A 12,515-nucleotide genomic window follows, 5' to 3' on the forward strand; every position below is an offset into this window, starting at 1 on the left:
GACCTGCGTCACCCCTGCGGCGGAGCGTCCTCCTCAGCGGCCAGCGCGGCGTCCAGCCGGGCCCGCGCACCGTCCAGCCAGCGCTGGCAGACCTTCGCCAGCTGCTCGCCGCGCTCCCACAGCGCCAGCGACTCCTCCAGCGAGGTGCCGCCGTTCTCCAGCTGCCGGACCACCTCCAGCAGCGCGTCCCGCGCGTGCTCGTACCCCAGCGCGTCGTCCGCGGTCGGCGCCTCCACGGCGGCTGCCGCCGTGCTCTGCTCCTCGTCTGCCATGGGAGCCAGCGTAGGGGGCCGGACCGACAGCGTGCCCAGCCGCCGCTACCGGCCCTCTGCCGTCCCGCCGCCGTTCGTCCCGCCGCCGTTCGCCGCGCCGCCGCCGTCCGCGGTGACGTCGAAGCCGCCGCCCGCCACCCGGGCGTGCAGCCCCTCGCCCGCCGCAACCTGCGCCGGATCGGTCACCACCGTGCCGTCCCGCCGCTGCAGCACCGCGTACCCGCGCTCCAGGGTGGCCGCCGGGGAGAGCGCGACCACCCGGGCCAGGGTGTGCCCGAGATCGCTCTGCGCGTGCTCCAGCCGGTGGTTCAGGGTGCGCCGGGACCGCTCCAGCAGCCCGGCCACCTCTTGGCCCCGCCCGTCCAGCATCCGCTGCGGCGCGGCCAGCACCGGCCGGCTGCGCACCCCGTCCAGCCCGTGCTGTTCCCGCTCCACCCGGGCGAGTACGTGCCGCCGCGCCCGGTCCCGCAGCTGCCGGACCTTGGCCAGCTCCTCCCCGACGTCCGGAACCACCCGTTTGGCGGCATCGGTGGGCGTGGAGGCGCGCAGGTCGGCGACGAAGTCCAGCAGCGGCTGGTCCGGCTCGTGGCCGATCGCGCTCACCACCGGCGTCCGCGCGGCCGCGACCAGCCGGACCAGGCCCTCGTCCGAGAACGGCAGCAGGTCCTCGACGCTGCCGCCGCCCCGGGCCACCACGATCACGTCCACCTCGGGGTGCTCGTCCAGCTCCCGGACGGCCTCGCTCACCCGCTCCACCGCGCTGACGCCCTGCACCGGGACGTTGCGGATCTCGAAGCGGACGGCGGGCCAGCGCCGCCGGGCGTTCTCCAGGACGTCCCGCTCCGCCGCCGAGCCGCGCCCGGTGACCAGCCCGACGCACTGGGGCAGGAACGGCAGCGGCTTCTTGCGGTCCGCCGCGAACAGGCCCTCGCCGGCCAGCCGCCGCTTCAGCTGCTCCAGCCGGGCCAGCAGCTCGCCCAGACCGACCAGCCGGATCTCCGAGGCCCGCAGCGATAGCTGGCCGCGCGCCGCGTACCACTCCGGCTTCGCGTGCACGATCACCCGCGAGCCCTCCTGCACCGCGTCCGCGACCTGGTCGAAGACGGAGCGGAAGCAGGTCACGGTCAGCGAGACGTCCGCCTGCGGGTCGCGCAGCGTCAGGAACACCACGCCCGCCCCCGGCCGCCGGCTGAGCTGGGTGATCTGTCCCTCCACCCAGATCGCGCCGAGCCGGTCGATCCAGCCGCCGATCAGCGCGGAGACCTTGCCGACCGGGAGCGGTGCTTCGGGGGAGCTGGGGTTGGCCATGCGTACGAGGTTAGCGACGCCCGCCGACAGCGGAACCGCTCCGGGCGGCCACCACCAGCAGGCCGACCGCCAGCCAGACCAGCCCCACCACCTGCGCGGAACCGGCCGCCTCGGCCACCACCGCGCCGATCACCAGCACGCCCAGCACCGGCACCACCAGGTGCCGGGCCCAGTCGCGCGAGCCGTGCCGCACCACGTACCAGCCCACCACCGAGGCGTGCAGCAGGGTGAAGGCGGTGAGCGCGCCGATGTCCACCACCGAGGTCAGCCGGTCCAGACCGTCGTCCCGGTCCGCCGCCCAGACCGCCGCCACCAGGGTGATCGCCGCCGACACCAGCAGCGCCCGGCGCGGCACCGCCGAGCCGGGGTCGACCGCGCCGAGGAAGCGCGGCAGCCGCCCGTCCCGGCCCATCGCGAAGAGCAGCCGCCCGGCCGCCGCCTGCCCGGCCAGGGCGGCGAAGGCCGCGCCGACCGCCTTGCTCGCCGCGACCAGCACGTGCAGCCAGTGCCCGACCGAGCCCTCCACCGTGTCGTAGAACGCCGACCCCTGTGCCGCCGGGTCCGCCGCCAGCTGCTCCGGGGAGAGCGGCTCCAGCAGCGCCGCCAGCCAGGTCTGCGCCACGAACAGCAGACCGGACACCACCAGGCACCACAGCACCGCCCGCGCCACCGCCGCCGAGGCGCCGACCGCCTCCTCGACGAAGGTGGCGATCGCGTCGAAGCCCAGGTAGGACAGCACCGCCACCGAGACCGCCGAGAGCACGGCGGACGCGGAGAAGCCGCCGACCGCCGTGAACGGCGTCGCCCAGCCGCGCTGCGCGCCGTCCCGCACCAGCACCACGACGGCCGCGACCACGAACACCGCCAGCACCGCGAGCTCCGCCACCAGCACCGCCAGGCCCACCACCGCCGCCGTCCGCACCCCGGCCAGGTTCAGCGTGGTGGTCACCAGCACCGCCAGCGCCGTCCACACCCAGCGCGGCACGTCCGGCACCAGCGAGTGCAGCGCGATCCCGGAGAACAGGTACGCGACCGCCGGGATCAGGAGGTAGTCCAGCAGGGCCATCCACCCGGCCAGGAAGCCCGCCCCCTCGCCGAGCCCGGCCCGCGCGTAGGCGTAGACCGAACCGGTCCGCGGCACCGCCCGCACCATCTGCGCGTACGAGACCGCGGTGAAGCCCATCGCCACGGTGGCCACCAGGTAGACCGCCGCGACCGCGCCGCGGCTCTTGGCGTCGAGCACCCCGAACACGCCGACCGGCGCCATCGGGGCGATGAACAGCAGCCCGTAGACCACCAGATCGCGGACGCCGAGGCTGCGCCGCAGCTCACCCCGGGGCCCGCCGTCCTCGGGCCCGCCCGGCCCGGCTCGCTCGCTCATAGCTTCCACATTTGAGCACCCGGGACCGGTTCCGGCCGGAACGCGACTCCCGTCGGCGCGGCTCCCCTCCGCCCGTACGATGGAGCCATGTCCTCCAACACCGCGCAGCGCCGTGTCCTGCTCGCCGCCCCCCGGGGCTACTGCGCGGGCGTCGACCGCGCCGTGATCGCCGTTGAGAAGGCCCTGGAGCAGTACGGGGCGCCCATCTACGTCCGCAAGCAGATCGTCCACAACAAGTACGTGGTGCAGACCCTGGAGAAGAAGGGCGCGATCTTCGTCGACGAGACGGAGGAGGTGCCCGAGGGCTCGATCGTGGTCTTCTCGGCCCACGGCGTCGCGCCGTCGGTGCACGACGAGGCGCGGGCCGGCAAGCTCGCCACCGTCGACGCCACCTGCCCGCTGGTGACCAAGGTGCACAAGGAAGCCGTGCGCTTCGCCGACGAGGGCTACGACATCCTGCTGGTGGGCCACGAGGGCCACGAGGAGGTCATCGGCACCATGGGCGAGGCGCCGGACCGGATCCACCTGGTCGACGGCGCCGAGGACGTCGCCAAGGTGCAGGTCCGCGACGAGTCCAAGGTCGTCTGGCTCTCCCAGACCACCCTGTCGGTGGACGAGACCATGGCCACCGTCGGCGAGCTGAAGCAGCGCTTCCCGCTGCTGGTCAGCCCGCCCAGCGACGACATCTGCTACGCCACCCAGAACCGCCAGGTGGCCGTCAAGCAGATGGCCCCGGAGACGGACCTGCTGATCGTGGTCGGCTCCAAGAACTCCTCCAACTCCGTCCGCCTGGTCGAGGTCGGCCTGGAGTACGGCGCCAAGGCCGCGCACCTGGTGGACTTCGCCGAGGAGATCCACGAGGAGTGGCTGACCGGCGTCACCACGGTCGGCCTGACCAGCGGCGCCTCGGTGCCGGAGATCCTGGTCGAGGGTGTGCTGGAGTGGCTGGCCGCGCGCGGCTACGACGAGGTCTCCACCGTCAAGACCGCCGAGGAGCACCTGATCTTCTCGCTGCCCAAGGAGCTCCGCCGCGACCTGCGCGCCGAGGCCGCGGGCAAGCTGTAACGCGCCCGAGTCCGGGGGGAGGGCCCGGTACCCCGACGGGGTGCCGGGCCCTCCGCTGTGCGGGGCCCGGCGGGCTCTCGTAAGTTGTGGACAGCCAGGCACGGTCATGCACAGCCTGTGGACAACGTTCGGGCGGAGGGCGGTCGAGATGACGGCGGTATTCGGTGTGGACATCGGCGGATCGGGCATCAAGGGTGCCCCCGTCGACCTCGCCCGGGGCGTGCTCGCGCAGGAGCGGCACAAGGTCCTCACCCCGCAGCCCTCCGCGCCGGAGGCGGTGGTCGCCGCCGTCCGCGAGGTGGTCCGCCACTTCGACCACCAGGGGCCGGTGGGCCTGACCTTCCCCGGCGTGGTCGTCGACGGGCACACCAGGACCGCCGCCAATGTCGACAAGGGCTGGATCGGCCTGGACGCGGCCGGCCTGTTCCGGGAGGCGCTCGACCTGCCGGCCGTGGTGCTCAACGACGCCGACGCGGCCGGGCTCGCCGAGACCGCCCACGGCGCCGGCCGGGGGCAAGAGGGCGTGGTGCTGGTGCTGACCTTCGGCACCGGCATCGGCAGCGCCCTGCTCGTGGACGGCACGCTGGTGCCCAACACCGAGCTGGGCCACCTGGAGCTGCGCGGCAAGGACGCCGAACGGCGGGCCTCCTCGGCCGCCAAGGAGCGGCACGGGCTGAGCTGGGGGCAGTGGGCCGGCCGGGTGGACGAGTACCTGGACCTGGTGGAGATGCTCTTCTCGCCGCAGCTGATCGTGATCGGCGGCGGGGTGAGCCGCAAGCACGAGAAGTTCCTGCCGCTGCTGCGCGAGCGCGGTGCCCGGGTCGTCCCGGCGGAGCTGCGCAACGACGCCGGCATCGTCGGCGCGGCCATGGCGGCCGCCCGGGCCTCGGACTGAGCCGGCCAGCCCGTGTGCTGAGGGGAGGGGCCGTGGCCGGCGGCCTCCCCTCAGCGCGCGCGGTGGATCCGGCGCTGGGCCACGAACCGGGCCAGCACGATCGCCGCGGCCAGCCCGGTGCCGGAGAACAGCCAGCCGGCCCGGGTGGCCAGGTTGGTCGCCAGCGCCACCACCTGGGCCGTCACCCCGGAGGAGGTGACCGGGCCGAACAGCAGCAGCGCGGCGGCGAAGGCGATCGGCCCGCTGATCGGCGCGGCCAGCAGGTCGGCGTACCGGACCCGGACCGCCAGCTGGAAGCAGACCAGCAGATAGCCGAGGCCGAACAGCGGCCCCAGCCCGCCGAAGACCAGCCGGTCCAGGCCGGCCACCGTGATCGTCGCCGCCAGCGCGGCCACCCCGGCGCCGACGGCGGTCAGCCGGGTCGGCCGGCCGCTGCGCCGCCGCCCGTACAGCCGCCCCACCACCCGGGCCCGCAGCACCGGCGGGCCGGACACGGGGCGTAGTCGGGAACCGGGCTCGGCGCCCCGCCCCGCGGTCCGTCCGGAGGTCTTGCCGCCCGACCTCCCGGGGGCCTTGGCAGTGGCCTTCCCGGCAGGCCGGACGGCCGGTCCGCCCGTGGTTCCGGGGGCACGGCCCGGCCCGGGGACGGCGGCCCCGGCCGCGCCGTTCGGCGGTCGGCGTCTGGGCCCTGGCGGCTGGGTACGGATGCTCTGCTCCACCCGCCCAACGTACGGTCCGATCATCGCCACACTGTGTAATGGGCCGTCGGGGCTTGTTCCGTGTCTTCGGACGGAGTATTGATGTGACCGACGTCCGATCACACCTGGGGGAGTGGATGACCAGCGGATTCACCTTCGAACGGCTGCACCACGTCCAGCTCGACATCCCGGTGGGGGCGGAGGACGAGTGCCGCGCCTTCTGGCACGGCGTGCTCGGCATGACGGAACTGGTGAAGCCCCCGGTGCTGGCCGCGCGCGGCGGCTGCTGGTTCCGCGGCGGCGGGGTGGAGGTGCACCTCGGGGTGGTGCCGGAGTTCCGGCCGTCCCGCAAGGGGCACCCGGGCTTCCAGATCGGCGACCTGGACGCCCTCGCCGAGCGGCTGGCCGCCCACGGCCACGAGGTGGTCTGGGACGACAACCTGCCCGGGCACCGCAGGTTCCACTCCAGCGACCGGCTCGGCAACCGCCTGGAGTTCCTGGAGCCCTCGCCGGCGGCGGCGGGCGCCTGACCCGCTGCCCGTAGACTGGGGGATCGGCCCGGCGAGCGGGCCGGCCCAACTCCTCCAAGCCCCCGGGACTGCGCTTCATGTCGCTCACGATCGGAATCGTCGGCCTGCCGAACGTCGGCAAGTCGACCCTGTTCAACGCCCTGACCAAGAACGACGTGCTGGCGGCCAACTACCCGTTCGCCACCATCGAGCCCAACGTCGGCGTCGTCGGCGTCCCGGACGGGCGGCTGGCCAAGCTCGCCGAGATCTTCGGCTCGCAGCGCATCCTCCCGGCCACCGTCGACTTCGTCGACATCGCCGGCATCGTGCGCGGCGCCTCGGTCGGTGAGGGCCTGGGCAACAAGTTCCTGGCGAACATCCGTGAGTCGGACGCGATCTGTCAGGTCATCCGGGCCTTCGTCGACCCCGATGTGGTGCACGTCGACGGCAAGGTCTCGCCGAAGGACGACATCGAGACCATCAACACCGAGCTGATCCTCGCCGACCTCCAGTCGATCGAGAAGGTGCTGCCGCGGCTCCAGAAGGAGGCCCGCCTGAAGAAGGAGTCGGCCGCCACGCTGGCCGCCGCCGAGGCCGCCCAGAAGATCCTGGAGACCGGCAAGACCCTCTTCGAGGCGGGCTTCGACGCCTCCTCGGTGCGCGAGCTGCACCTGCTCACCACCAAGCCGTTCCTCTACGTGTTCAACGTCGACGAGGACGAGCTGGTCGACGAGGAGTTCAAGGAGGCCCAGCGCGCCCTGGTCGCCCCCGCCGAGGCGATCTTCCTGAACGCCAAGATCGAGTCCGAGCTGATCGGCATGGACGAGGACGAGGCGCTGGAGCTCCTCCAGTCCATGGGCCAGGAGGAGACCGGCATGGCCACCCTCGGCCGGGTCGGCTACGAGACCCTCGGCCTGCAGAGCTACCTCACCGCAGGCCCCAAGGAGACCAGGGCCTGGACCATCAAGAAGGGCGCGACCGCCCCCGAGGCCGCCGGTGTGATCCACACCGACTTCCAGAAGGGCTTCATCAAGGCGGAGGTCATCTCCTTCGACGACCTGGTCGCCTGCGGCTCCATCGCCGAGGCCCGCAGCAAGGGCAAGGCCCGCATCGAGGGCAAGGAATACATCATGCAGGACGGCGACGTGGTGGAGTTCCGCTTCAACGTCTGATCTGGCACGTGCGTGGATCGAAGAGGGCCGGACTCCGCGGAGTCCGGCCCTCTTCCCGTCGACCCGTCCGGCGATCCCCCGAGTGGTACCGTATTCGGTACCACTCGTTGAAGGGGGTACGTGCCGTGTCCATCACCGCGAGCGAGGCCCGCAGGGATCTCTTTCCGCTGATCAAGAAGGTCAACGAGGACCACGACGCGATCGAGATCGTGTCCAGGCACGGGAATGCCGTGCTCCTCTCCGCCGAGGACTACGCCGCTCTGCGCGAGGGCTCGTACCTCCTGCGCTCGCCGGTGAACGCGCGTCGGCTGCTCAAGGCGTACGAGAACGCCCTGAGTGGCGCCGGGCTCTCCGAGCACGCGCTCATCGACCCCGACTCGGCCGATGTCGGGCAGGGTGCTGAGTGAGGCTGGTCTTCGAGGAGGGCGGCTGGGAGGACTACACGTCCTGGCTCAAGAGCGACCGCAAGATGCTCGCCCGGATCAACAAGCTCATCGAGGACGTCCTGCGCGACCCGTTCGCCGGGATCGGCAAGCCCGAGCCGCTGAAGTACCACCTGCCCGGGGCCGGGTCCCGGCGGATCGATGACGAGCACCGCCTCGTCTACCTGGTCACTGACCGGGAGATCGTCGTCCTGGCTGCCCGCTACCACTACTGATCGCTGGACGGCCGATCCGGCCCCGTCTCCGTATGCCGCCCGGCCCGCTGAGCAAGCGGGTCGGGCGGCGTCGTTCCGCGTGGGGCCGGTGTTGTCAATGGGGCTGGCGGGGCTTGACCGGTGCATGTGGTCGACTGGTTGACTGGGCGTCACATTGATCGGATCGGGTGGGGGACTGATGGGGAACGTGGCGGGCAACAGGCCGAGTCGGCGGGCGGTGCTCGGTGGGGTGGCCGGGGCGGGGGCCGTGGTGATGGCGTCCGGGGCGGGGGCCTCGGCGGAGTCGGTGGGGCGGCGGAACCCCGTCGACCAGGCGGCGGTGGACGCCGTGGCGGCGCGGCTGGACGGCGAGCTGGTCGCGCTGCGGCGGGCGCTGCACGCGAACCCGCAGACCACGGGCGCGGAGACGTACGCCGCCGGGGAGGTCGCGCGGCGGCTGCGGGCGGCGGGGCTGGAGGTGGCCACCGGGGTCGGCGGGACCACCCTGCCGGACGGGACGGCGGTGCCCGGGAACGGTGTGGTCGCGGTGCTGCGCGGTGCGCGGCCGGGCCGGACGGTGGCCTACCGGGCGGACATGGACGCGGTGCCGGGCGACGGGATCATGCCGCCGAAGAAGGGGCGGCCGGCGGCGCACGCCTGCGGGCACGACATCCACACCGCGGTCGGGGTGGGTGTCGCGCTGACGCTGGCCCGGCTGCGGCAGCGGTTGAGCGGCACGGTGGTCTTCTTCTTCCAGCCGGGGGAGGAGGGCCTGGTAGGTGCCCGGGCGATGATCGCGCAGGGGTGGCTGGAGCGGACCGGGGTCGAGGAGATCCACGCCCTGCACACCGGCCCCTACCCGGTCGGCGGGTTCGCCGTGACGCCGGGCAGCGGGCTGCCCGGCCAGGACTGGGTGAACATCGCGTTCGGCGGGCCGGACGCGGCCGCGTCGGCGGCCCGGCTGGTGGGCGCGATCACCGCGCTCGGCACGGTGCCGCTGCCGCAGGATCCCGCGGCCCTGGAGGCCATGGTCCGGGACGTGCAGACGCCGGACGGGCCGCTGGCCCGGTTCCTGGTGACCGGCGCGCGGGTGGCGCCGGCCCCGGACGCCGAGGGGCGGCCGGTCGTCGAGGCGAAGTTCCGGTGCTGGCCGCCGGAGCGGGACGCCGAGGTGCGGGAGGAGATCCGCCGGCTGGCGCAGACGTTCCCCGGGGCGGTGGTCGGCTACCCGCGGGACCCGTTCCCGGCGCTGCTCTGCCCGGCGGACGCGGCGAACGCGCTGGCCCGGCGGCTGCGGTGCGAGTTCGGCGCCGGCGCGGTCACGGTGAACCGCACCGCGTTCCCGTTCAACGGGGAGGACTACGCGCTGTTCCTGGAGCGGGTCCCGGGCACGTACACCTTCCTCGGGGTGCGCACCCCGGGGGCCGGGATCGAGACGAGCTACCCGCACTACGAGACCTTCGAGCCGGACGAGCGGGCGATCGGCGTCGGGGTGCGGGCGATGGCGGGCTGGCTGGCGGACCGCGCCCGCCGCTGAGTCGGGGCGGGGGCGGGGCCGCTGCCGGGTGGCGCGGCCCCGCCCCCCGCGGTCAGGCGACGGTGACGGTGAGCGTGCCGTCCGGGCCCGCGGTGACGGTGACGGACTCCAGGGTGGCGGCGTGGGCCGAGGGGTGGTGGCCGACCGCGCGGGGCCCGATGCCGACGACCGGGACGCCGGCGGCGCGGGCGGCGGCGATGCCGGCCCCGGAGTCCTCGAAGGCGAGGCAGTCGGTGGGGGCGAAGCCGAGCGCGGCGGCGCCCTTGAGGAAGCCCTCGGGGTCGGGCTTGCTCGCGCCCACGGACTCGGCGGTGATCAGGACCTGCGGCAGCGCGAGACCGGCGGCGGCCATCCGGACCCGGGCGAGCGGGGCGTCGGCGGAGGTCACCAGGGCGTGCGGGTGGCCGGCCAGGGCGGCGAGGAAGGCGGGGGCGCCGGGGACCGGGACGACGCCCTCGGTGTCGGCCCGCTCCGCGGCGAGCATCCGCTCGTTGTCCGCGAGGTTGAGCTCCGCCGGGCGGTCGGGCAGCAGGACGGCCATGGTGGCGTGGCCCTGGCGGCCGTGGGCCGTGTGCAGCACCTCGGCCGGGTCGAGGCCGTGCTCCCGGGCCCAGCGGCTCCAGCAGCGTTCGACCACGGCGTCCGAGTCGACCAGGGTGCCGTCCATGTCCAGCAGCAGGGCGCGGGGGGTGAAGGTCGTGGGCACGGGGCGGCTCCGTCCGGGGATGAGGGGGCGCGCGAAGTGCGAGCCTATTGTTCAATAAGGATACAAAAGATCGCCCCGGATGCCGCCGCCGACCTCAGCCCAGCAGGTGCGCGTTGACCGCGCGGGCCTCCTCGGCCAGCTCCGGCAGCTCGACCACCTCGACGCCGGCCGTCTCCAGCAGTCCGGCGCCGCGGGTCTCGGCGACGAAGGTGGACGGCTCGCGCCAGGCCACCACCACCCGGGGGACGCCGGCCGCGATCAGCAGTTCGGCGCACGGCACCGGGCGGGAGGCCCGCTGCCCGCAGGGCTCCAGCGAGCTGTAGACGGTCGCGCCGCGCAGCCGGGGGTCGCCGGCCGGGAGCTTGGCGAGGGCCGCCTCCTCGGCGTGGTCGTGGCCGTCCACCTCGCGGCTGAAGCCCTCGGCCAGCACCGTGCCGTCGGCGGCGACCACCACCGCGCCGACCGAGAACGCCGTCCGCGAGGGCGGACAGCGGCGGGAGAGCTCCACCGCCCGGCGCAGGAACGCGAGATCGGCGTCGGTCACGGGGTGCGGCTCGGTCACGGGGCGGGCTCCTTCGGGGCGTACCTGAGCAGGACGACATCGCCCACCGTACGGGCCTCCAGCAGCCGCATCCGCCGGGCCGGGCCACCGGGGAAGTCCGCCGGGCCGACGAACCGGGGCGCGCCCGGCTGCCCGACCAGCAGTGGGGCGACCACCAGCTGGAGCTCGTCCGCCAGCCCCTGGGCCAGGAACTGGGTGTGCACCCCGCTGCCGCCCTCGACCATCAGCCGCCGCACCCCGCGCGCACCGAGGTCGTCCAGCACCGCGCCCAGCTCCACGGCCGGGCCGAGCGCGACCACCTCGGCCAGTCCGGCCAGCTCGGGGCGCAGCACGGCGGCGCCGGCGTCCGTGGTGTAGGCGAGCCGCTCGCCGCCGGTGTGCCAGAACCGCAGCGCACGGTCCAGCCGGCCGCTCGCGCTGAGGGTCACCTTCAGCGGGTACGCGGGCCGGCCGGCCGCGGTCCGGGCGGCCCGTCGCGCGGGGTCGTTGACCAGCAGGCGCGGGTTGTCCGCGCGCAGGGTGTTGCCGCCGACCAGGACCGCGTCGGCGGCGGCCCGCTCGGCGTCCACCCGGTCGAAGTCGGCCGGGCCGGAGAGCAGCAGCCGCTCGGGCGAGGCGTCGTCGAGGAAGCCGTCCAGGGACATGGCGGCGCTCAGCAGGACGAAGGGGCGGGGGCCGGGCATGGTGGCGAGCCCTTCACGGTGGGGCGGTTCGGTCGGGTGCGCCGTCCACGGTACGGGCCGGGACGTCCTGCGGCCGGCAGTGCGACCACAATGTGAGACGAATCTTCTTGAAATGCGGGACGAGGAGTAGCGTCGGAGGTGTCGAGGAAGCGCTGGTCCCGAGGGGGAGATCACCATGACCGCACCGAAGAACGCCGTCTACACCCATGGCCACCAGGAGCCGGTGCTGCGCTCGCACCGCTCCCGGACGGTCGAGAACTCCGCCGCCTATCTGCGCGACCACCTGCGGCCCGGGCAGGCCGTGCTGGACATCGGCTGCGGACCGGGCACCATCACCGCCGACCTGGCCGAACTGGTCGGCCCGACCGGCCGGGTGGTGGCCGCGGACGCCTCGGCCGAGGTGCTGGAGGAGGCCGCCCGGTACGTCGCCGGGCGCGGCCTGTCCAACGTCGTGTTCGAGGTCGCCGATGTGCACCGGCTGTCGTACGCGGACGGGGAGTTCGACGTGGTGCACGCCCATCAGGTGCTGCAGCACGTGGCCGACCCGGTGGGGGCGCTGCGGGAGCTGCGCCGGGTCACCGCCGAGGGAGGCGCGGTCGCCGTCCGGGACGTCGACTACGCCAGCATGACCTGGTACCCGGAGGTGCCCGAGCTGGACCGCTGGCTGGAGTTGTACGAGCGGATCGCCCGGCACAACGGCGGCGAGCCGAACGCCGGACGGCGGCTGCTGTCCTGGGCCAGGGAGGCCGGATTCACCGAGGTCACCGCCACGTCGAGCACCTGGACGTACGCGACGCCCGAGCAGCGCGCGTGGTGGGGCGGGCTGTGGGCCGAGCGGATCACGGACTCCGGCATCGCCGGGGCGGCGGTGGCCGAGGGGTTCGCGGACGAGGCCGAACTGGCCCGGATCGCGGCCGGGTGGCGGGAGTGGGCGGCGGCCGGGGACGGGTGGTTCGCGATGCTGCACGGGGAGGTGCTGGCCCGGCGCTGACGCCGTGGCCGGACCCGGCGCGGGCGGTGCGGTGCGGGGGTCGTTCGTGCGGCGGGAAAACGTGGGAGGGCGTTCCACCGGATCCGGTAGAGTCGCGCG

General features: G+C 74.3%; 13 protein-coding genes and 1 pseudogene. 8 read left to right on the top strand and 6 right to left on the bottom strand.

From position 1 onward, the window contains the following. Nucleotides 1-8 precede the first annotated feature (8 nt). Genes ADK60_RS26815 through ADK60_RS26825 form a run of 3 tightly spaced genes read right to left on the bottom strand, consistent with a single transcriptional unit; the run spans nt 9 to nt 2,961 of the window. The gene (locus ADK60_RS26815) at nt 9-272 is read right to left on the bottom strand and encodes an exodeoxyribonuclease VII small subunit (RefSeq protein ID WP_078896619.1); all 264 of its coding nucleotides are present in this window, start codon (nt 270-272) and stop codon (nt 9-11) included. Between the two features lie 45 nt (nt 273-317). After that, on the bottom strand, nt 318-1,580 hold the full coding sequence (gene xseA, locus ADK60_RS26820; RefSeq protein ID WP_053649370.1) for an exodeoxyribonuclease VII large subunit: 1,263 nt from the start codon (nt 1,578-1,580) through the stop codon (nt 318-320). Nucleotides 1,581-1,590: 10 nt separating this feature from the next. Continuing rightward, the gene (locus tag ADK60_RS26825) at nt 1,591-2,961 is read right to left on the bottom strand and encodes an APC family permease (protein ID WP_053649373.1); all 1,371 of its coding nucleotides are present in this window, start codon (nt 2,959-2,961) and stop codon (nt 1,591-1,593) included. 87 nt (nt 2,962-3,048) lie between these two features. On the opposite strand from ADK60_RS26825, the gene ADK60_RS26830 reads away from it, so the two are divergent. Beyond that, on the top strand, nt 3,049-4,026 hold the full coding sequence (locus ADK60_RS26830; protein ID WP_045940760.1) for a 4-hydroxy-3-methylbut-2-enyl diphosphate reductase: 978 nt from the start codon (nt 3,049-3,051) through the stop codon (nt 4,024-4,026). 148 nt (nt 4,027-4,174) lie between these two features. After that, nucleotides 4,175-4,921 (top strand): polyphosphate--glucose phosphotransferase, encoded by a 747-nt coding sequence (gene ppgK / locus ADK60_RS26835; RefSeq protein ID WP_053649374.1) that lies wholly within the window; start codon nt 4,175-4,177, stop codon nt 4,919-4,921. A gap of 50 nt (nt 4,922-4,971) precedes the next feature. On the opposite strand, the gene ADK60_RS26840 is transcribed toward ppgK, so the two are convergent. Then, entirely contained in the window at nt 4,972-5,415 is a 444-nt protein-coding gene (locus tag ADK60_RS26840; RefSeq protein ID WP_052709174.1) for a DUF6542 domain-containing protein, read from the bottom strand. Between the two features lie 341 nt (nt 5,416-5,756). Between ADK60_RS26840 and ADK60_RS26845 the strand changes: the two genes are divergently transcribed. The 5 genes from ADK60_RS26845 (at nt 5,757) to ADK60_RS26865 (ending at nt 9,474) form a co-directional block, all read left to right on the top strand. Beyond that, entirely contained in the window at nt 5,757-6,149 is a 393-nt protein-coding gene (locus tag ADK60_RS26845; protein ID WP_053649395.1) for a VOC family protein, read from the top strand. 77 nt (nt 6,150-6,226) lie between these two features. Next, nucleotides 6,227-7,300, top strand: a complete 1,074-nt coding sequence (gene ychF / locus ADK60_RS26850) for a redox-regulated ATPase YchF (protein WP_045940754.1) — start codon at nt 6,227-6,229, stop codon at nt 7,298-7,300. 125 nt (nt 7,301-7,425) lie between these two features. After that, on the top strand, nt 7,426-7,707 hold the full coding sequence (locus ADK60_RS26855) for a type II toxin-antitoxin system Phd/YefM family antitoxin (RefSeq protein ID WP_053649376.1): 282 nt from the start codon (nt 7,426-7,428) through the stop codon (nt 7,705-7,707). Continuing rightward, complete coding sequence (locus ADK60_RS26860; RefSeq protein ID WP_053649378.1) at nt 7,704-7,958, top strand: Txe/YoeB family addiction module toxin; 255 nt, start codon at nt 7,704-7,706, stop codon at nt 7,956-7,958. The genes ADK60_RS26855 and ADK60_RS26860 overlap by 4 nt, the downstream gene beginning before the upstream one ends. 187 nt (nt 7,959-8,145) lie before the next feature. Continuing rightward, a complete protein-coding gene (locus ADK60_RS26865; RefSeq protein ID WP_353651778.1) occupies nt 8,146-9,474 on the top strand; it encodes a M20 metallopeptidase family protein in 1,329 nt (442 codons plus the stop codon). A gap of 52 nt (nt 9,475-9,526) precedes the next feature. Here ADK60_RS26865 and ADK60_RS26870 read toward each other — a convergent pair whose 3' ends face one another. Then, nucleotides 9,527-10,180 (bottom strand): HAD-IA family hydrolase, encoded by a 654-nt coding sequence (locus ADK60_RS26870; RefSeq protein WP_079008702.1) that lies wholly within the window; start codon nt 10,178-10,180, stop codon nt 9,527-9,529. 94 nt (nt 10,181-10,274) lie between these two features. Beyond that, nucleotides 10,275-11,425, bottom strand: a pseudogene (locus tag ADK60_RS46980) (dihydrofolate reductase family protein). 175 nt (nt 11,426-11,600) lie between these two features. Here ADK60_RS46980 and ADK60_RS26885 point away from each other — a divergent pair. Further along, on the top strand, nt 11,601-12,416 hold the full coding sequence (locus ADK60_RS26885; RefSeq protein WP_053649384.1) for a methyltransferase domain-containing protein: 816 nt from the start codon (nt 11,601-11,603) through the stop codon (nt 12,414-12,416). The last annotated feature ends 99 nt before the right edge of the window (nt 12,417-12,515 follow it).

It is taken from the genome of Streptomyces sp. XY431 (assembly GCF_001279805.1).
Taxonomy (GTDB): Bacteria; Actinomycetota; Actinomycetes; order Streptomycetales; family Streptomycetaceae; genus Kitasatospora; species Kitasatospora purpeofusca.